The sequence below is a fragment of the Termitidicoccus mucosus genome, assembly GCF_038725785.1.
GTDB lineage: Bacteria > Verrucomicrobiota > Verrucomicrobiia > Opitutales > Opitutaceae > Termitidicoccus > Termitidicoccus mucosus.
Window position 1 is genome coordinate 7,032,376 of record NZ_CP109796.1, and the last position, 18,113, is coordinate 7,050,488.

General features: G+C 60.9%; 19 protein-coding genes. 2 read left to right on the forward strand and 17 right to left on the reverse strand.

Features of this window, described 5'->3' with window-relative positions:
• Positions 1-9: 9 nt before the first annotated feature.
• The 6 genes from OH491_RS24660 to OH491_RS24685 all read right to left on the reverse strand — a co-directional run bounded on the left by OH491_RS24660 (position 10) and on the right by OH491_RS24685 (position 3,484).
• Entirely contained in the window at positions 10-693 is a 684-nt protein-coding gene (locus tag OH491_RS24660; protein ID WP_068768575.1) for a metallophosphoesterase family protein, read from the reverse strand.
• 155 nt (positions 694-848) lie between these two features.
• Positions 849-1,088: a hypothetical protein gene (locus tag OH491_RS24665; RefSeq protein ID WP_068768574.1), complete on the reverse strand. Its 240-nt coding sequence runs from the start codon at positions 1,086-1,088 to the stop codon at positions 849-851.
• A complete protein-coding gene (locus OH491_RS24670) occupies positions 1,049-1,267 on the reverse strand; it encodes a hypothetical protein (protein WP_334318982.1) in 219 nt (72 codons plus the stop codon). Before OH491_RS24670 ends, OH491_RS24665 begins: the two co-directional genes overlap by 40 nt.
• 26 nt (positions 1,268-1,293) lie before the next feature.
• Positions 1,294-2,409, reverse strand: a complete 1,116-nt coding sequence (locus tag OH491_RS24675) for a hypothetical protein (protein ID WP_068768573.1) — start codon at positions 2,407-2,409, stop codon at positions 1,294-1,296.
• 377 nt (positions 2,410-2,786) lie between these two features.
• Complete coding sequence (locus OH491_RS24680) at positions 2,787-3,140, reverse strand: hypothetical protein (RefSeq protein ID WP_068768572.1); 354 nt, start codon at positions 3,138-3,140, stop codon at positions 2,787-2,789.
• On the reverse strand, positions 3,137-3,484 hold the full coding sequence (locus OH491_RS24685; RefSeq protein WP_145928500.1) for a hypothetical protein: 348 nt from the start codon (positions 3,482-3,484) through the stop codon (positions 3,137-3,139). The genes OH491_RS24680 and OH491_RS24685 overlap by 4 nt, the downstream gene beginning before the upstream one ends.
• A 45-nt stretch (positions 3,485-3,529) precedes the next feature.
• Here OH491_RS24685 and OH491_RS24690 point away from each other — a divergent pair, with 45 nt between their 5' ends.
• Positions 3,530-3,985, forward strand: a complete 456-nt coding sequence (locus tag OH491_RS24690) for a hypothetical protein (RefSeq protein ID WP_145928499.1) — start codon at positions 3,530-3,532, stop codon at positions 3,983-3,985.
• Positions 3,986-4,014: 29 nt separating this feature from the next.
• Here OH491_RS24690 and OH491_RS24695 read toward each other — a convergent pair whose 3' ends face one another.
• From OH491_RS24695 to OH491_RS24745, 11 genes are all read right to left on the reverse strand, one after another.
• A complete protein-coding gene (locus OH491_RS24695) occupies positions 4,015-5,232 on the reverse strand; it encodes a class I SAM-dependent methyltransferase (RefSeq protein ID WP_068768569.1) in 1,218 nt (405 codons plus the stop codon).
• 18 nt (positions 5,233-5,250) lie between these two features.
• Positions 5,251-6,180: a class I SAM-dependent methyltransferase gene (locus OH491_RS24700; RefSeq protein WP_084441793.1), complete on the reverse strand. Its 930-nt coding sequence runs from the start codon at positions 6,178-6,180 to the stop codon at positions 5,251-5,253.
• A gap of 144 nt (positions 6,181-6,324) precedes the next feature.
• Positions 6,325-7,038: a hypothetical protein gene (locus OH491_RS24705; RefSeq protein ID WP_068768568.1), complete on the reverse strand. Its 714-nt coding sequence runs from the start codon at positions 7,036-7,038 to the stop codon at positions 6,325-6,327.
• 77 nt (positions 7,039-7,115) lie between these two features.
• On the reverse strand, positions 7,116-7,358 hold the full coding sequence (locus OH491_RS24710; protein WP_068768567.1) for a hypothetical protein: 243 nt from the start codon (positions 7,356-7,358) through the stop codon (positions 7,116-7,118).
• Between the two features lie 101 nt (positions 7,359-7,459).
• Entirely contained in the window at positions 7,460-7,672 is a 213-nt protein-coding gene (locus OH491_RS24715) for a hypothetical protein (protein WP_145928498.1), read from the reverse strand.
• A 132-nt stretch (positions 7,673-7,804) separates the two neighbouring features.
• Positions 7,805-8,167, reverse strand: coding sequence for a hypothetical protein (locus OH491_RS24720; protein ID WP_334318981.1), 363 nt, complete (start codon positions 8,165-8,167; stop codon positions 7,805-7,807).
• Positions 8,168-8,385: 218 nt separating this feature from the next.
• Complete coding sequence (locus OH491_RS24725; RefSeq protein ID WP_068768565.1) at positions 8,386-8,766, reverse strand: hypothetical protein; 381 nt, start codon at positions 8,764-8,766, stop codon at positions 8,386-8,388.
• A gap of 175 nt (positions 8,767-8,941) precedes the next feature.
• Positions 8,942-9,637 carry a hypothetical protein gene (locus tag OH491_RS24730; RefSeq protein WP_068768564.1) on the reverse strand — a complete coding sequence of 232 codons (696 nt, stop codon included), beginning with the start codon at positions 9,635-9,637 and terminating at the stop codon, positions 8,942-8,944.
• A gap of 71 nt (positions 9,638-9,708) precedes the next feature.
• The gene (locus OH491_RS24735) at positions 9,709-10,035 is read right to left on the reverse strand and encodes a hypothetical protein (protein ID WP_068768563.1); all 327 of its coding nucleotides are present in this window, start codon (positions 10,033-10,035) and stop codon (positions 9,709-9,711) included.
• A 90-nt stretch (positions 10,036-10,125) separates the two neighbouring features.
• The gene (locus OH491_RS24740) at positions 10,126-10,785 is read right to left on the reverse strand and encodes a hypothetical protein (RefSeq protein ID WP_068768562.1); all 660 of its coding nucleotides are present in this window, start codon (positions 10,783-10,785) and stop codon (positions 10,126-10,128) included.
• Positions 10,786-10,926: 141 nt separating this feature from the next.
• Positions 10,927-12,288, reverse strand: a complete 1,362-nt coding sequence (locus OH491_RS24745; protein WP_068768561.1) for a hypothetical protein — start codon at positions 12,286-12,288, stop codon at positions 10,927-10,929.
• A 131-nt stretch (positions 12,289-12,419) separates the two neighbouring features.
• Here OH491_RS24745 and OH491_RS24750 point away from each other — a divergent pair, with 131 nt between their 5' ends.
• Positions 12,420-18,104 (forward strand): hypothetical protein, encoded by a 5,685-nt coding sequence (locus OH491_RS24750; RefSeq protein WP_068768560.1) that lies wholly within the window; start codon positions 12,420-12,422, stop codon positions 18,102-18,104.
• Positions 18,105-18,113: the final 9 nt, after the last annotated feature.

Consider the following 18,113-nt stretch of genomic DNA (forward strand, 5'->3'; position numbering starts at 1 on the left):
GAAATATTGTTATCGCCAGTTGACGATTGCACCGGAGGGATAATGGAGGGCTTTTTTGGAGGTGGTGTTGATTGCCCAATGGTTGGGAATGGGCGCAGAGGTGTTCATGCCCGGGTTGAGGATTGTGAGCGACCCCGCCAAGGTTCTGATTTGGCAGGCGTGTTTTCGGGGGTGGTGGATATGGCCGGACAGGATGAGTGCGGGCATGTTGCCGCCGATGACATGCCAGAGGTCTTGATCGCCGAAATCGGGGCCGGTGTCGCTGGCGGAGCAGTCGCATTCCGAGGGCGGCGCATGGGTGACGAGGATGTCGCAGGGTTTTGGGTCGGGTAGCTTGAGCCAGCCGTTTGCCTTGATGGTCGTCCCGTTCAGGGAAATGGTGTCGCCATCGGTGGCGATGATGTTTTTGTTGGTTTTGAGGAGCCGGAGCCATTGGCCGTCGGCTTTCGTGTCTTTTGTCACCAAGGGATTTTTTGGCCAGAGGTCGTGATTGCCGGAGCAGACGATTGTCGGCGTTTGTATTGCCGCCGCCCATGCTTTGATTTGTTCGGCCTGTTTGGGGGCGGGGCAGGGGAGATGGAAGTTGAGCAGGTCGCCCGCTATGACAAGGAGGTCGTGGTTGCGTGATTCGGTCAGCGCCCAGTCGAGGCATTGCTGGCGGAGGTGGAGGTCGGAGACGTGAAGGATGCGCATGAGCGGGTGTGGGTTGATGGGGAATTATGGCAGTGGGGGCGAGGGGCGGGAGTTCGCCCAAATGAGCGGTTTCCCAGTTGGCCGCGGTCTTGGTCCATTAGTCCAGAATGAGGAATGGACATGGTCGGGCTGGTTGGTGAGAGGACGGATGGGCATTATTCTTTATAGCACGGGGACGCCGGGATGAGGATGGAGGTGATTTGGCGGCGGGCGAATTCGCCGGCCTTGGCGGGCCCGGTCTGGTCGCAGATGGCGATTTTTTTCCCGGCAGCGAGGAGTTTGCTGATATGGTGGTGGACGGCATGGCAGGGGATGCCGGCCATGGGGATGTTCTGGCGCTTGGTGAGGGTGAGGTTCAGGAGTTTTGAGGCGATGGCGGCGTCTTCGTAGAACATTTCGTAAAATCACCGAGACGGAAAAGAAGCAGGGTGTCGCCGGGGAGACTCCCCTTTATTTTGAAATATTGCTGCTGCATCGGGGTGCGCTTGGCGGAGGGTACGGCGGAGGATGTGTCCGGTGTGTGCGGGGTGACGGGAAGGCTGGTGGCAGTGGGTTTGGTGATGGTGTTTTTCATGACTATTCGGAAGGTTGGTTTTTGGTTTAAGCAGGCATGTTTTGTCCCGGCAGGTTTTCACGGCGTGTGGCGAGGAGGCTGGAAAAAACTCCCCCGGCATGGGGCTGAGGGAGGATGGGAGCGCGGAATCCTATTATAAATTCAGTGCTTCCAGGCTTGTCTGATGTCGCCTTCGGTTCGGCACACGATCTATTATTATTTTTGTGTGTTTTGCGGCTATTCATTTCTTTGGTTGCGGCGGCGGCGTTTTGTTTGGCTTCGTAAATATGGATTAATTCCCGCGCTTGATCGCCGGAGAGGGTGTTCCATGGGCGGTGTTTCATGGGATAGGTGTCAGATGAGCCCATCCAGGTTTCTTTCGTGAAGCGCATATGCACGGGTTCTCCATTTATGACCGGGTGATTTTCTGGCATTTTTATCAGCGGGTATGCCGCCACGTCGCCGTATAATTCGGCGTAGGAGGGGATGTGGTCGTAAAATAGGTGAAAGATGAAGGATTTTGCACCGGGTTCGAATTGAAGGCTGCGCCCCTCCGGTTCGATGGCGACATTGCAGGGGCCCACCGCGCAATAGATGGATGCCAGGACAGGTTGTTTGATTTGCGTGTTACGTCCGGCTTGGAGCAATGTGTTGTCCATTGCAGAAAGTTGCACGCCTTCGCAGTCATCGAATTTGTATTGATATAATCCGATGTCTCCCGGGCAAAAGTGGGCCACGGGCGGCCCGGGGAGGAATTCGCCGTTTGGTCCCATGGGTGCCAGGGGTGATGATTTCTCTTCTTTTTTCTGGCGGTCTTTGAATCTTTCCAGCACGTCCAAGGCTTCGTCGATGGCGTCTTCCATGAAGTCGGATCCGTTGTAATTATTGATATAGCGTCGGTTTTTCTCGGTAAGGATGTCACCTGTGAAGGTGGGCGTTTTGCAATCTTCGGCATACCATTTGCAGGGCCAGCACAGGCGGGAGAATGCGTCCCTGAACCGGATGGCGGCCGCCGCCCGCGCTTTTTGGGAGGCGGCCATCCAGCCACTAGCTATTTTGCATTCAAGTTCGGAGGGCGTCAGGTTAGGGTTTGCGGTGGCCAGAGCGCGGCGGTCGGCGGGTGTGGGGAGGAATTGCGAGTTCCAGATTTCTGTGTTATTCATAAAAATATGTTTGGGGTGATTCAGTCTGTGGCAGTGCATTCCCTGCGTTTGCAAAGAGAGTAAGTCGAAGGGACGTGTTCACCGATCCGCACGGACGGACCGTCAGGGTCTATGCGTTTGTGATGGTGCTGTCGTTTTTACGGGCGCTGTTCGTGCGTTTCATCACGTCGATGGCGTGGCGGCGATCAGGCGGGCGCTGGCTTCGGCGCAATCCTTGCGGTGGGGTGAGCCGAGGCGAAAGTCTCCGCCGCTGGCCCCGAGAGCACCGGCAATATTGATTCTCGCGACGATCCTATCGAGGGAATTGCGGATTATTATATTCTGTGGCGTCGGCGCCAGACTCCCAAGGGCCTGCGGTGTGTCCGCTTTCCGGTGTTTCAGTGTGAATGAGTGACATGGGATGATGTGTTGTTCGATTCAAGATGGGGGAGCGGCGCGGGTTGCCGCGCCTCCCAATCGGCGAGCGTCCTGCTCCAGCCGTCGAGATCGACGAAACGGCTGGACAGCCCGGAGCGGAAGGCCCGGCGGAGGGCTTCGTCCGTGCGACAAGCCTGCATGATAAGGACGACGACTTCGGTGCCGTCGCCGGCCTCGAAGCAGTCGTCGAGGCAACGACTGTTGAAGAAGCGGCCGCCGGAGAGGGAAACCCCGTCCGGGTGAATTTTCGCGGCGGCCAGCAGTTTCAGGATGCGGATGGCGCGTCGGGCGCGCCGACGGGTGGCGGTTTTCATGCAGCGGGGGTTTCGGGGGTGGCGGAGCGTTTCCGGAGCGCGGCCCCGGCCGCTTCCTCGAAATCGCTCAGGCAGCGGTGGTTGATTTTGCCGGGAGCGCCGGCTGGGTCGGCGGCGTCCATCTCCTCCTCCGTCGTGTTCAGTCGTTCGCAAAGGGCGTCGATGCCCGCGGCATCGAGGCTGGCGGCAAAACAGGCGCGGTCTCCGCCGGTGGCGATGTCGTGGATCTCCGCGGGCCGGAGGTCCGAGTCGTCGGCGAGTCCCTGCCGTTGGTAATAGCGCAGCGCGGCCAGCACGGTGGCGTGCTCCTGCGCGGTCAGTCGATGACAGGATGTGTTATTCATTGTTATTGGCGGAATGATTTGAGCGGGGGCCTCCCGATTGCGGGAGTGCTCGTTGTCCTGTTGCAAGATGGAGGGCGGGTTTCCCTCGATTGGCGCGCAGAAGAAACCCCTGCGGACGGGTTTCCGCATGCCTTCAATCACTTCATCATCAGAATTCGCCGGGATAGGTTCGCGGGGAAAGGACCGGCGATTTTGGTTCTTTTGATTTTTTCCCATATTTTGGGCATGAAATCCTCATCTTTGAATGCGAGTGAGAACGCCGCGTTGGAGCGGGCCGTGGCGGCGCTGGTGCAGGCCCGGCTTGATGAAATGGGCGTGCGATTGCAATCCGACTGGATGCGGCGCAAGTTTACGTCCCTGGCCGTGGACCGCATGGCTGGCGCAATTGCCGAGGTCGTCACCAAGGCTCGGGTGAAAAAACTCTTTTCCGAGATGCTGGACGAGCCGGGCGGCGATTCCGGCACGGCGGTCTCTTCCAAGGGGGCAGGGGGAGAGTTTTAAAATCAGTTGATGTCGCCGCGCCGCTTCCGTCAGTGTCTTCCGATCAGGGGGCGGGGGCCGGCGTCGGTGTGATCGGCAAAGACAAGCAGTTGCTGGTCGAGGGCTTTTTCACGGGAATGAATGTTCGAGTCCTGCATGGTTTTTGGGCGGCCGGCGTCCTCAAGTTTTTCGAGCCATAGGCCGTGGAAAATTCCGGCGTGGTCTTTTGCGGTGAGCCGGCAGGGGATGAGCCAGGTTTTAAGCAGGGCCAAGGCGAGTTGGTCGCAGGTTTCCCCAAAAGTTTTGACCGCTTGCTCCCATGCGGCGGATTGGTGGGTTGCGTCGTGAGCGATCAAGCTGGCGGAGATTTGACGGAACGCGTCGGTTTTGGTTTTCCAAAAGGCCCGGTCATTGTCGATGTGGAGCAGGAAGTTGTCGAGGTCCGGGCTGCCGGTTTCGCGCCGACGTTGCAGCGCGGCATGGCAGGCTTTGTCGATGAATATCGTGCCGGTGCGGATGGAGGTGCCGGAAGGTTTGAAGGCATCCGACGGATTTTCCTCGAATTCGCCGTGTTCGGCGAGCCATTGCAGGAATTCGGGATCGTCCGGCAGGTTTGCCGGTGTGATGCAGACGAGTTTTCCGTCGTGCGTGAGCAAGTCGAAGGCGTGTCGCAGATGTTTCTGCCAGGCATTATTGCCGAAAGGCGGATTCATCACGATGAGGGGGAACTTTTCCCCGGGTTCCCATTTGAGAAAATCGGTCCCGATGACATCGTAATTTTTCCGGGCGAGGGTTTTGCAGTGTTGCGGGTCAAGTTCGACGCAGGCGACCGCCTGTTTGCCGTCGGCCAGGAGCCGGGCGGCGTGGTCGGCCAGGGCGCCGGAGCCGGCGGACGGTTCGAGCATGCGCACGGGTGTTCCTTCGCGGCGCTGGTAATTGATCCGGTCACACTGGTCTTTGATGAAGTCTGTATTAAAAAGGCCTGTGGCCAATTTTTCCGGGGTGGGGAAGAATTCGAGCGGATTGATTTCCGGCATGATGCCGGTGCCGAGGATGTGCCGGATGTGGGGTTGGGGATCGCAGGGAAAGAGATGGGCGCCGGATTTTTTGTCCCAGCAGCCTTGGAAGGCGGCGAATATTGTTTTTATTTTCTTATAGATATCGGGTGGCAGTTGTTCGTTTAAAATGGCGGCAATCTGCTCGCCATGTGCTGCGTAATGAAATGATGCGAGCGCCTTGAGGATTTCTGGTGATAATTTTTTATGCATGAGGTTTGTCGGAAATATTCAGGATGCGGCGAGTGTGTCGGTTCCGGTTTCGGGCAGGGCGTAGAGGCCGGTGTCAAGCCGGGTGAAGTATTTGCAGCAGGTCTGGCGGATTTTTTCCTTCCACCATGCGTTCGGGGACGGACGCCGGGGGCTGATGTAGTCGTACAGGGTGTCGAGTCTGGCCTGTCCACCGAAGGACTGGAGGGCTTGGAATGTGATGCGGTGCCAGATGCCTTTGGGTGAGACATCGTTGATGGCGGTTCTTTTCAGTTCCGGGCGCATCCGGTTGATTTCATGGATGTCCCCGAACAAGGTGAAATTGACGAGGACGGGCCTGGTCTCCTTGGTGAACAGGGCGAAGCACAGGGGATGGCTGAGGCCGGGGAACATTTGTTTGCCCGGGATCAAGTCCTGGCGGATGGAGAACAATTCGTTGTAGCGCCGCACCCGGGAGGAGAATTGAAAAGCATAGACGGGCAGGATCATGCCGGCGCTGCCGCCGAATCGCAGGTGCCGGTGCATGCGGTGAAGAAAGGTGTCGAGGATGCCGGCGACGAAGGGGGGATTGCCGACGAAGGCGTCGATGGCGTCGGGCAGTTTTACCTCCTCGAATTTCCCGGTGATGACGGGGCGCCCGGTGTTGATTTCGGCGAGGCGGGCCAGTTCGGGGTCGATTTCGACTCCGAAGGCGTGGTGGTATTCCGGGATGGCGCGGAGGAAATTTCCGCGGCCGCAGGAGAATTCGCAGACGGTGCTGCCGCGGGGCAGGCTGGAGAAATAATGGTCGAACAGGCGTTCGGCCGCCCACGTGGGAGTGAACCACTGGCTGAGTTCCGGCTTGCCGCCTTGGGGGTGTTCGGTGTCCGGCGGGGATGCGGTGTTGCGCGCAGGGTTGAAGGGATCGGCGGCGGGATCGGCATCGGTGTTAAAGTTGAAAAAAAGTTCCATGCGAGTGAGGGTTGCGCGGGATAAAACAAGCCGCCCCGGAGGGAAATCCGGGGCGGCGCGGGTTTTGACGGCGGAGCGGGTGGCGTTTGCCGGGGTGTTATTGGCCGGGATTATTCGGAGGGGTGTTTGGAAAGATGCGGTGATTTATAATCTCCAGCCGGCGGTCACGGAGGCGATGCAGGTGGTGAATTTGTCCAGCCCGCCCCAGTTGAAGCGGGTTTCCCCGATTCTGAGGACGCGCAGCGACAGGTTGATATCGAGTTGCCCGGAGAGTTTGCGGACTATGCCGAGGCTTGCGCCGAGGGCAGGGGCGGTGTCGGTCCCGGAAAATTTTTCCCGGAAGTTCAGGCCGGGTTCGCCGGCGTGGGATTCGCCGGGTGAGGTGCGCGCGTCGTATCGGGTGTGGATTTGAAGGATGCCGGCGATGGCGGCGGCTTGTAGGGTCCAACCGGAATTTTTTCCCAGGGGGATGCCATGGTTGTAAGACAGCAGCGCCGGGATCATGAGATAGTCGATGGTTTGGTGGGTGGCGCCGATGGGTGTGTCCGGCTGGGTGTCGATGGACAGGGTGTAGGTTTCCGACTGGCTGGCGAACCAGCCGCCGGTTTCGAGGCGCAGTTCCTGCCGGGGGGTGAAACGCCAGCCCGCGGCGGCGGTGATTCCGCAGAGATTGACGCTGGCGCGCCCATCCGGTTTGGCCTGGCCGCCGATGGCGCCGCCGGCGACGAGCCATTTGGATTCTTTTTGCGGGGTGTTTTGCCATGCGGCCGGATAGGCGTTCAAGGCAAGGTGGCTTGTGGTTGCAGCCAGAAGGCAGATGAGCAGGAGCGGGAGTTTGTTCGGCTTGGTGATTTGCATGGGAAAAGGAAAATGATGGTTGTGGTTTGGCTGGGCCTGCGAGGAGGCGCGTGTTTTGCGTGCGTCTGGTTTTTAATTTATATATCAGGGTAGATGCCCGAGCCGGTGAGGATATCGGTGACCGCCGCCATGTGGTCGCTGTTGAGTTCGCAGTCGAATTCGAGTTTTCCGTCGAGGTTGGTGAACCAGACGGTGGCGATATTGAGGGCGAGGGTGTCTATTTGCTCGCGGGAGAGGCTTTTGATTTGGTTGCGCAAGTCGCGGACGGTACGGACGGGTTTGCGCCGATTTTTTGCCGGTGTGTGGTGTCGGGAGGCCATGGGTGGTTGATATTGGGTTCGATTATGGTTTGGAGGAATGCCAGGGCGGCTGATTTGTGGATTATGGTTTTCGTAGTTTTTCCCGAAAGGGTTTTGGCTGATTACCGCTGAATTTCCTGTCCCATTCGAATACCACGATCCTCAAGGAAATCATCCATCGCAAACGACTGCTCGAAAGCGGGGCGGTCGCGCTTGGCCGCGTCACTGAAATCACCTCCGACGGCAAAGGCGGCCATCGCAAGCGCCGTTATTCTCCGTCCTCGTGGCAACGTGCCCGGGTTGCCGCCACCAATGCGGCCCGTATGCTTATTCAAGTGGCCGCCAGGCATCCCAAGACGGTGTTGGAAGCGGTAGCCTGAATGCCTCCATGGGAGTGGCGGAAGGACAACAGACGGGATGCTGATTGGGTCGCTTTTATTTTGGTCGTTTTCATACGATTATCCCTTTCAATCTGGTATAATGGTATAAATGGTGCACATGACCTCCTTGGGGGTTCTGTTGGGATGAAGAGGTGCGCCCTCGATGTAGTGGGCGATTTGGACAGTCAGCGGTGGTGATGTTGGAAGTGCCCCGTGGCAAAGGTATCCCGACGTGCGTAGAAATCGGTGCATCGCAAGCCGGCGTATCAAGTCTATGTCGTCTCCTTTTCTGTATTTCCACGGTGTCCACCTGTTTGGATCAATCACGCTTGCAGACAGCTGCGTTGCGGCAGAGGTGGACTTGTCTGGCTTTAGAACGGCAATCTGCACATAGGGCCAACCCGTGTTGTCTGCCTTGGTCTCTGTGGATGTTGCATCATCGTTTATCATGATTTCGTGGTAATCGAACAGGGTGCCGTTTCCGGCGACCTGCCGGGTGATCTCGGGTCTGCCCGATTTTCAGCGTTCCACGGGCGCACCAAGCCAAAGGACATCCGAACAGATGTGGGGATGGCCATGGCGTGAAAGGGATCGGAGGTGGACGTAAAGTTTGTCTTTATGTGTTGCCTATGGGCCGCCGTTCCCGGCAGCCCATAGGTTTTTTGGGGTCAGGCCATCTCGTTGAGGAGTGTGGCGAGAGCCCGCGCCTGATTAATGGCGCTGGTGGCGAACATGTCGCTGAGCGTGTGGCTGTGCTTTGCGGCGAGTTCGCGGAGTTCGTGCAGGAGCGTTGGATTCGCGATGGCCCATGTGCGCCAGAGGTCGAGGTAGGCGAGCCAGAGCGAGTCTTCCGGGAAGGGTTTCAGGGGCGGTTTGCCTTTCCCGAGCATGGGATTATTGCCGAATTTTCGGTACCCTTTGACGTCGAGCTGGTAGGCCTGCTCGATCGTGCGGCCGTCTGGGAGGGTGGCGTAGAACGCGGAGAAGCGCCGGTCGCCTTTGCTGGAGCATTCGTAGCCGCCGTGGCGAGAAAACAGTATTGTTCGCATGCACGACTGCTTTGAAACCAGCGGGAGCCCGGGCACAAAGGCCCGGAGCCTCCCGCGTTTTTGCTTGGGTTCTGGTGCCGCAGGGAGAGTTCTTGAAGGTGTTTTTTGTCGAATACGACATGGATGACGGGTTCCTCCCGGCGCTGAGGCCCGAATGACATGGATTCCAGGTCCTTTAGGATGACAAGGCAGCGAGGGACGGCGATGTTTTCCATGTGATTAGCGCCCCTTTGGTGGCTTGTTTGACGGGAAAGGCAACGTGGTTGTGTGCTGTGTCATGAGGCTGAAAAGACGGACGCGGAGGGGGCGGGTTGCGCCCGTGGTGGGCGGCCGGTTGTTTTTTACCGATCGGGTTGAGGTTTTTTCCGAATTCGGATTTTGGTATTTGGTTTGCCGCGGATTTGGGGGGCGAGACGTTGGCGTTGTTGATTTCGGGGATGTCCGGCTGGCCGGACAATTGCAGGCAGGCCCATGCGAATTCCTGCGGCATGCCCTCGAAGTTGTCGGCCAGGATGCAGCCCGGTTCCCGGAATTGGGTTTTGTGGCGAAGAGTGTTTCCGATGGTTTTGGCAGTTGGGAGCCGTTGTCCGGAAGGCAGCCCGGGCAGGGCGTCGACGAGGATTTTGAGGGCGGCTGCGCGGGTGTCGCCGTGGCAGGCGCGGAGGGCGGCGGCGGTGGCGGCGATCCCGGCGGTTTTTGAATTCCGCCAGAAGATGCAATGCGGATAATGGAAGTGTTCCTGCACTATTTCCCTAAAAACTCCGGCGAAGGAACTTTGGGGGAAGGCCAGGCCGAGCGCATGCTGGGTGAAAGCCGCCAGCGCGGCGTCAAGCGGAAGATTTTTTTCCGGGTTTGTTTCAATCGGGATCATGCGGGGTTGGGGATTGCGGGATTGGGGGTGATGCTGGACAGAAGGTTCATGCGGGCGGTGATCATGGGTGTTTATGATTGTTTTTTCCCGGCTGCCGGAATGCCGTGCTTGGCGCGCAATTTTTGGATTTTTAGTTTTAGCCCGGCCTGAATGTGCCGGCGGATTTGCGACGGCGCGGAGGCGAGCAGGGCGCGAAGGCCCTGGATGTGCCGGTGGCGTTCCGCGTTTTCCCGGTTTGTCCGGTGGGTCGGGATCGCGCGGTTTGGTTTGCGCATTTTTATATTCGCGTGGAATAGCTGCCGGGCGCAGGCATCGGTGACGGCGGCCAGCATGTCGGAGTTGAGCGCGAGGTGGAGGCTGGCGTTGGGCGCGGGCGGAAGGGCATGGATGTCGGGCATGGGGAAGGATGCAACATGGACTGTCGGGCCGTGAGGGCAGGAAAGGCGGGGACGGGTATTTTGGGGAAATATATAATCAAATGTATTTGATTATAATTTTTGAGGGTGGAGGGTGACGTGTTTTGATGGTTGGCGGGGAGGCCGGGCGGGTGCGCGGGGTGCCGGGGGCCGGGCTGGCGCGGCCTCGGTTTTTGATTTCGGGCCGGGCAGGCCGCACATGCCCCCGAATTCCTCCAGCAATTGTTGGTGGATTTCGGGATGTTCGGCAGGGTTGAATTCCAGGGTGTCGCCGATGTCCTTGACAAGGGCGGGGTGGTCCGGGTTGAGGATGTATTGAAAGCCCATGGCTTCGCCCGGGTAGTTTTTGGGCAGGAAGGCCGTGAGGCAGGGCAGGGGATGGGGCTCGCCGGTGAAGGGCGCCGGGACGAGGGAAAATTCCCCCGTGGCCGGGCTCCAGCGGATGGTCAGCTTTTTATATTTGAGTTCCCGGGTTTGCCCGCCGTTGCCGGGGTTTTCGGGGATCGGGAACCAGGGAAGCTGGATGCAGAGGATGGAGTCGTTCTGGCCGGTGATTTTGAGCAGCCAGTCCCAGACGCTGTTCCAGTCGGGTGAGTGTTTTCCGATGCGGGCGATCAGGGTGCTTTTGAGCGTGTGATGTCTGGGGCGGGCGCCTTTTGCGGCGGTTGAGAGCAGCCGGGGCTTGGCGACGGCGCATCCGGAGAAAGTGATATAAAGATAGTTTCGGTTCATATGGTCGGAAATCGGGAGGGGCTCCCGGCGGTGCGGGATTCAGGGAGGGGGCGTTTTGTGGGTATGATGATTTTGGTTTGGTTGCGAAAAACGCGCGCCTGTGAGCGGGCGCGCGTTTTCGCTTGTTCCCCGGGAGGTGTGTCACTTGTCGAGTCTGAGCCCCTCCAGTGCCTTGGTGGCTTCTTTGATCGGGGCGAAGGTGGTGTTGAGCATTTCGTCCATGTTTTTTTTGCGGAGGTGCTCGTCCGTCTTGTCTTTTTGCTCTTTTTCACGCCGGGCGGTTTCTTGTTTTTGCCTTTGGCTCAGGTTATATTTTTCCAATGCATGATTTTCATCTTTGGTGTTTCTTGCGGCGATAATGGCGGCGTCCTCCGCGGTTTCGCGGGCGACGACGCCGGTTTGGAGGACGGTGAGTTTCACCGCGTCTTCGGGAGTGAGGTTTTGGGTCAGGGCGGCGGCCTGCCGCCAGAACTGAGCCCTTTCGTCCGGTTGCATGGTGTTGGACCGGTAGGCGTGGCGCAGCCGGGGCGGGAAGAAGGCGAAGGCTTTTTCTTCCTTCTCGAAACTGTTTTCGCCGCCTTTGGCCAGATCGGCGGCGAGGCCGTGCAGTTGTTCCCTCGAGGCATGGTGGCCGAGCAGGTTTGCGGCGCAGGTGGCCGCGTCGTTGACGAGGGCGATGGACTCGGTGAGGGCGGAATCGTTGTGGCTGGCGTTGAGCAGGGTTTGTTTTTCGGCGAGCAGCCGGACTTTTTTTTGTGCCCGTTCCTTTTCCGGGAGGTTTGGCGTGGGCGGACAGTTTTCGAGTTTCCAGATTTCGTATTGGAGTTTGAGCAGGGCGAGGTTTTGGTCGGGAGCGTCCTGGCAGGAATGGTGAAGCTGGGCCTGGTATCTGGGGATTTGGCCGAGGGCGTCCTGGAGTTCCTGGTCGGACGGCTGGGGATTTTTGCAATGGCGGCGCAGGGCCATGAATCTTGCCATTTCGGAGTGGCCGCCGAAGGATTTGATTTCTTCCGGATTGAAGAACGGGCTGGGATTTTTGTGGTCGGCGATGTCCTCCATGGGGATGCCGCTGAACATCTGGCCGGCCAGCATGGCGTGGTGGTGTTCGAGGGCCTTGATGGCGGCCGGGGTCGTCGAGATGTGGTTGAATTTCCCGGCCAGTTCGTCGTTCGATGCGGTAAGGATGCCCGCGCAGGTGCCGGCGAGGGCGCAGTGGGTGACGTAGTGCTTGATCAAGGTGTCGTCGATGGACAGGGTCTTGATTTTTGTTTCCCGGTGCCGGGCGAAGATTTCAGGGGACGGGGTTTCCGGGAGCGGGCTTTGGGGTTTTGCCGCGGTTTTTCCGGATTGATCGGTATCCGGGGTTTTCCCGGGTTCCGGTGTGCTTTTCCTGTCGGCCCGGATGCCGGTCGCGGTTTGCGGCTTTTCGCGACCATCCGGCCTTTTGGCGGAATTAAGGCTGCCGTAATTGTTTTTCAGCTTGGCGGTTTTGTCGTCTTCCATGGCGGGTATGCTATGGGCATTTGGCGGCGGGATGCCGCATGGGGCCGTGGAAAACCTGGAATCTAAAAACGCCGCGCGGGCTTTTTTATAAAATCTTTCCCGGCGGCGCGTCCGGCAATCCAAGGGAAGGCATGGCAACGACACCTGATTTGGAGACTGCAATGGAAGGCCTTGCGGGCGCGGAGGCGCGGGAGGCGCCGGATGCGGTGGCGAACCGTCCGCCGCCCGGACTTTTGCAGCGTTTCATGGAGTCGGCGGCGCTGCTGGTGCGCAGTCAGGACGAGATCTTTTCGCGCGTGCATACCCAGGAGCGATGGGAGCGGGCGAAGGCGGCGGCGGGTGCGCGTGGAAAGCTGGCGGCCTGGCTGGACGGGCTGCCCGGGCTGGCGGAGGTGCCGGGCTTGGCGGATTGGTTGTATTACAGTCTGGCGGAGGCGCTGGCGCTGCATGCCGGTTTTGGGCGGAAGGCCGGGGTGGCGGTTCCCGCGGTGTATGCCTCTTTTTTTGAGGACGAGCTGCTGGGGGGCGCGGTGTTGCCGGAAGCGGTGGCGGCACAATTGGACGCGGTGCTGCCGGGCATGGCGGCCTCGGCTTTGCAGGAATATGAGCGAGGCGGCGGCAGGGAAGGATTTTTAGAGCGGCTTTCCGGGCGCGCGAGGGTGTTTTTCGACAATGCGTCGGTGTATGCGGCGCGGGTGCGCGGCGAAGACGGGTATTTGCGTCTGCTCGACCCGGAGTCCGCCGCGAATCTGAACCCCGGCATGCTGGAGGCGATGATGGCGCGGGTGGCGGAAGGCGACATGGGCGCGCCGGAAGGCGTGGAGCATTATTTATTGTCGCGGGAGCTGGGCGCGAGCCTGCGCACCTTCGGGCTGGAGCCCGGCGGGCTGGGCGCCGGGTTCGCGGATTATCCGGAGCTGGAATCCATGGAACAATTGGAGCAGGGGCTGGAGACGCCCCGGAAGCTGACACTGTCGGAGACCGCCGGGTATTTTAATCCCGCGATGTTTTTCCGCCGGCCCTTCGAGGTGGCGGGCCGACGTTTGTCGCCGGTTGCGCTGTTTTATGGTTTTGACGGCAGGATTTCGGAGATTTTCCAAAAATTGCTTTTGGGTGACGCGGCGCTGGTGGATTTCAATCCCGCGGTATTGTCGGATTTGTTTGCCGGGGCCTTGGCGGAAGGCCGGGCTTTTGACGACGTGTCCCGCGAGTTGCGCGCCCGGGTGGTGGCGCCGGGCGCGGGCGGAAGGCCGGATGCGCTGGGGTATTCGCTGCTGGGCGCCCGGACAGGCGGCGCGGATTTTTTGACGGGGCCGGCGGCGGTGGAGGCGGTGTTGCGGGCGCTGGGGGCGGAGGATCCGCTTTTGGCGGTGCGCATGCAGGAGCATTTTCGCAAATTTCCCCGGCTGCAAGGCGGACGCGGGGCCACCGGGGATGCCGTGTATGTTGCGCAGGAGCGCAAGCTGTTGCTGGATGGTTTTGGCTTTGGCCGGGTGCCCCTGATGTCGAAGCTGCGATCGACCGTGGTGCCGCTGGTGCGGGTGCCCCCGCCGGTGCCGGACGCGTTTGGCGAGGCGGTCTATGATGAGACCCGCAGGCTGATGGGCGGGCTGGCGGCGGCGGCGCGGCAACTGGAGGCGGATGGAGCCTCGATGGAATATCGCGCGCGGTTGCAGGTTTTGATGGGTTATTATGTCCTCGGTCCCGGGGCTTATGATGCGTTGCGCCTGCCGTATCAGCGTTTGGAGCGCGCCCCGTCGCGCGGGTTTTTGGGCCTGCTGCCCTCTCTGGAAGGCAAGACGGGCTGGTATCGGACGGTGTATGAAGGTTACCGGCTGCCCTGGTCGGCGCGCCTGATCGCCGCAGCGGACACAGGACTTCCGGCGGATACGATCGGGCTGCCGCCGCTGGACATGGCCGTGCTGCGCGGGCATTTGCTTTCCCAGCATTTGCACGCCGCGTTTGCGCAGTCCCCCGAGCCCGCCGTGCGGGCCAAGGCGTCTTTTTTCGCGGCGGTATTTGACGCCTGCTCGCGGGATTGCCCCGATGCGAATCTTTTCGGGGAATTGCGTTCCCGTGTGCCGCGGGTGTTGCGGCGTCTGGCTGGCGAGGAGGCGGGCATGCCCGGCGCGGTGGCGGCGGTGACGGGCTGGGTTTCTGACCGCCTGCCGCCAGGCGAGCGCCGGAATTTCGACTATATTTGCGGCCGCGGTTCCCCGGCCTCGAACGGGTATGGGGCGCGCCGATTTTTGCGGCATCTGGCGCATGTGTGCCTGACCGATCCCATGGTGTCGGATTATCTGACCGGATTGAACCGGGACTGGCGCATGGTGATTTCGCGATATCCCCGATTGCATGCGCAGTCGTTTCTGGCGGTGCGGACGCGGTTGAACGCGCCCGATGATGAGGCGGTGCGGGTGCATCCCTTGGTCGCGACGCCCCTGAACCTGGATTTTGACGGGGACATGATGGAGGTCCAAGCCGTGAAGGAGCTGAATCCCCGGTTTTTGCCCCTGCTCGATGAGCAGGCGGCGGATCGCGTGATTTTTGACGCCGGCACGGTGTCCGGCCTGGCCTTTGGCTTGGATTTGAATGCCTTGGAGGGGTTGATCAAGGGCAACATGCATTTCCATGCGCCCGGAACCCCGAAGGACGGGGCGGTGTGGGGCGGCGATCTTGAGGAGCTGGCCGCGGCGGAATTGCCTGTCCGCGAGGAATTGATCCGGCGCTGCGAAAATGATTCCAACGCGCTGGCGGCGGAGCATGCCCGCTTGCTGGGGAAATTCGCCGGGATTTTGGGCGGGGCGGATGACCCCACGGCGACCGGGGCGTTTCTGGCGGTGGACGAGGGAGGCCGGACCACACGGGTGTCCCGTCTGGCGATGCATCTGGTGATGGAGCGTTTGCTGGGCCGCGACACCGTGGCCGCCGCGTTTGGCGACCGGTATCTCGCGGACGGGGTGCGCTCCCGCACCGAGGCGCGGAATTTGTATTCGGGGCTGCTGGCCCGGGCGGTGGAGGCGGGAGAAGCGGAAGGGGTGGGAGAGGCGGGAGGAGCGGACGGACTGGCTTTGGAGGCGTCCCGGCCCCCGGTGCTGGGTTTGCTGGCCGGGTGTTATAATCTTGGCAGCTCGCTGGCGGTGTTGGAAAGCGGTTCGGGCCGGGAGACGGGCTTAACCTTGCACGAGCAGTTGATGTATGTGCATGACGATCCCTTGGTGGCGCGTTTGCGCACGGTGTTTCGCGAGCGGGTGGTGGCTTTGGAATGCGCTCACGCGCGCGGTTTTCTTTCCGGCGAGTCGGTGACTTCCGCGCTGGTGAGGCTGGAGCGGGGAGCCGGGGGTGGCAGCGAATGGGAGGCCCGCTTTGAGGCCTTGCGTTCGGCGTATCTTTCGTCCGGGGCGGAGGGGCGGGCGGAGGCGCATGCCCGCGCGCAGGCGTTTTTGATGGAATGCGCCGAGCGTCTGGACATCGGGACACGGCCCTTGTTGAAGGCGGCGGCGCGCTTGGTGACGGATCGTTATGAAATCGAGCATGGCGCCCCGCATGTCTGGTCGGAGCAGCTTTTGTCCGGCAAGATCAAGGCGCGGGAGGACGTTTTAGGGCGCGCCTCGGTCGGCGCGGTGCAGGTGGTCGATGGTGTGGCGCTGCCCACCTTGCTGGATGATTTGCTGGAAGGGTTCACCCCGGATGGGCTGGCGGTTTCGGGCGGGTATGCCCTGTCGAATTCGGTGGACTCCAAGACGGAGGTGCCCATCGCCGGGGAATTTTTAAAGGATCTTCAGGCGGTGTTGCGCCGGGTGAAGGTGGGCCAGGCGCGGGGACGGGAGGGGCGGGAGGGCGCGGTGCGTTATTTGGTGTCGGATTATGCCCGGCGCGATGGTTTTGTTGATTTGCGCCTCTTGGCGGAACGGTGCAAGTGTCGTTCGGTCAAGCTGGTCTTTGGTCCCGGCGGTCCGGGCCGGGAGGAGGCAGAGGCATTGGGGCAGGAATTTGGCGTGCGGTTGCGCCGCGTGCCTTTTGACGCCTCTTCGGCGGCGGCTTTTCTTGGCCGGTGGCACGCCCGTTATCCGGGTTTGTCGCTGGAGGTGGCCAGTCCTTTGTATGGAGGGGGATTTCCGCAGGCCGTGTCCCCGCGGGCCATCGGGGTGCATCCTATGCTGGGTTGTGTCGCGGAGCGGACTCCCGCGGGCGTGGCGGCGGTGCGCCAGCCCTTGGAGGAACTGCCCCATGTGCAGTTGCCTGTCGGGGCGCTGGCGGCCGGCGCGATGGGCGAGGACGGTTCCCAAGCCTCGATGCGCATCCGGCATACCGGCGCGTTGTCCCGGGAAAATTATTCGAGCCTGGCGGATTACTGGCGCATGAAATACGGCCCGTTTCCCTCGCGCAGCCCCTTTTTCCGCAAGGGTGCGGAGCGTTTGGTGATGGACAATCCGTTCGCCCACGACCGGCTGAGGGCGAAGGATGTGGCGTTCCAGGCGGCGGTGCGGGCGCCGGACACGCCCGGTTGGCTCCGGGTGGAGTCCGGCGTGGTCGAGGTGGACGGGATTCAGCTTTATCCCGGCGAGGTTTATTCGGTGCGCGACGGGCGTTTGGTGGCGGGGACGGACCGGCCGGGCCGGATGCATTATTGCCTGCGGCCGGATGCCTCGCGTTTTGAGGGAGTGGAGCGTGTTTCGGCGACCCGGCTGGTGATGGAATTGCCGGTTGCGCAGGCGGAAAAGCTGGCGGACGGGCTGCCGGTTTTGGGTTTGAGGGATGTCCGGGTGGACGGGCATCCGGTTTCGGTGCTGAATTTTGACGGTGCGTGCCGGATGATTTTTGACGCCGGCGCGTATGCGGCGGTGCTGGGCAAACTGGGTTTGCGACCCGGCGCGCCGGATTTGCCTCCGGTGATTCCGGCGGAGGGCAGTCGTTATCTGCCGGTTGCGGATTCAGCCCTTCCCGGCGGCGCCCCGGAATTTTTCCGGGTGGCCGAGCCGTCCGTGTTTGCGAAACAGAACGGGGAGTTTGTGCCCGGCGGCGCGGTGTTTTCGCCCGGCGCTTCCCTGGTTGCGGTTTCATCGCTGCCTCAGTTACGGGAGGTCGCAAAGGGTTTTATGGTGATGTTGGACTATTTGAAATCCCGGCCGTTATCCCCGTATCCCGCGGTGCTGGCGCCCTGCGCGGGCGAGGTGCGTGTCATCCAGGCGATCAAGACGTGGGGGGATGTCGCGGTTTTCGAGGTTGGCTTCCAGCCTGCCAAGGGCGGGCCGCTCCAGGTGATTTCGCTAAAATTGCCCGCCGGGCATTTCCCGAGCGCGCGGGAGGGGCAGGCGCTGGAGCCGGGCGATCCGTTGAGTTTCGGGCACGTCCGTTTGGAGGAGCGCGCATCGCTGCGTCCGGAGTTCCGCCGTGAGTTGGCGGATTATTTGTTCGCCAATTTTAATCAGGAGGGCCCGGGCATCTGGTCGGCGCATGTGGAATTGCTGGCCCGCGCCTTGGTGTCCCCGGGGAAGGACGGTGACCGGTTTCTTTCGCTCGGGCGCGCTTACAGAACCCCGGCCGGGCCTGATGCGCCGGGAGATCTTCGTTTGTTCGATGTGGAGCAGGCCGCGTCGCGGCTGGGCAATATGGATCATGTCATGCTGGGCGGGCTGCTTAATTTGGGCGCGGTTCGCGGGGGCGACGACCCGGTTTTTAGTCCGGAGGAATTACAGCACTCCCCCCGGGAGCGCGGGCAGCATCCCGTAGGCGTCGCCTCGCGTTTGTATAAAAACCAGACCCCGGCCCGCGAGGCTGCAGGGGAGGTCATCGCTGCGGGGTTGGGGTTGTAGCTGTCAATT

Bases quoted from the DNA above. Each gene is read 5' to 3' on its own strand.
- OH491_RS24735 (WP_068768563.1), bottom strand. From the start codon at position 10,035: ATGCCCGACATCCATGCCCTTCCGCCCGCGCCCAACGCCAGCCTCCAC.
- OH491_RS24695 (WP_068768569.1), bottom strand. From the start codon at position 5,232: ATGCATAAAAAATTATCACCAGAAATCCTCAAGGCGCTCGCATCATTT.
- OH491_RS24750 (WP_068768560.1), top strand. From the start codon at position 12,420: ATGGCAACGACACCTGATTTGGAGACTGCAATGGAAGGCCTTGCGGGC.
- OH491_RS24685 (WP_145928500.1), bottom strand. From the start codon at position 3,484: ATGAATAACACATCCTGTCATCGACTGACCGCGCAGGAGCACGCCACC.
- OH491_RS24675 (WP_068768573.1), bottom strand. From the start codon at position 2,409: ATGAATAACACAGAAATCTGGAACTCGCAATTCCTCCCCACACCCGCC.
- OH491_RS24660 (WP_068768575.1), bottom strand. From the start codon at position 693: ATGCGCATCCTTCACGTCTCCGACCTCCACCTCCGCCAGCAATGCCTC.
- OH491_RS24725 (WP_068768565.1), bottom strand. From the start codon at position 8,766: ATGCGAACAATACTGTTTTCTCGCCACGGCGGCTACGAATGCTCCAGC.
- OH491_RS24700 (WP_084441793.1), bottom strand. From the start codon at position 6,180: ATGGAACTTTTTTTCAACTTTAACACCGATGCCGATCCCGCCGCCGAT.
- OH491_RS24665 (WP_068768574.1), bottom strand. From the start codon at position 1,088: ATGTTCTACGAAGACGCCGCCATCGCCTCAAAACTCCTGAACCTCACC.
- OH491_RS24680 (WP_068768572.1), bottom strand. From the start codon at position 3,140: ATGAAAACCGCCACCCGTCGGCGCGCCCGACGCGCCATCCGCATCCTG.
- OH491_RS24710 (WP_068768567.1), bottom strand. From the start codon at position 7,358: ATGGCCTCCCGACACCACACACCGGCAAAAAATCGGCGCAAACCCGTC.
- OH491_RS24730 (WP_068768564.1), bottom strand. From the start codon at position 9,637: ATGATCCCGATTGAAACAAACCCGGAAAAAAATCTTCCGCTTGACGCC.
- OH491_RS24745 (WP_068768561.1), bottom strand. From the start codon at position 12,288: ATGGAAGACGACAAAACCGCCAAGCTGAAAAACAATTACGGCAGCCTT.
- OH491_RS24720 (WP_334318981.1), bottom strand. From the start codon at position 8,167: ATGATAAACGATGATGCAACATCCACAGAGACCAAGGCAGACAACACG.
- OH491_RS24670 (WP_334318982.1), bottom strand. From the start codon at position 1,267: ATGAAAAACACCATCACCAAACCCACTGCCACCAGCCTTCCCGTCACC.
- OH491_RS24705 (WP_068768568.1), bottom strand. From the start codon at position 7,038: ATGCAAATCACCAAGCCGAACAAACTCCCGCTCCTGCTCATCTGCCTT.
- OH491_RS24740 (WP_068768562.1), bottom strand. From the start codon at position 10,785: ATGAACCGAAACTATCTTTATATCACTTTCTCCGGATGCGCCGTCGCC.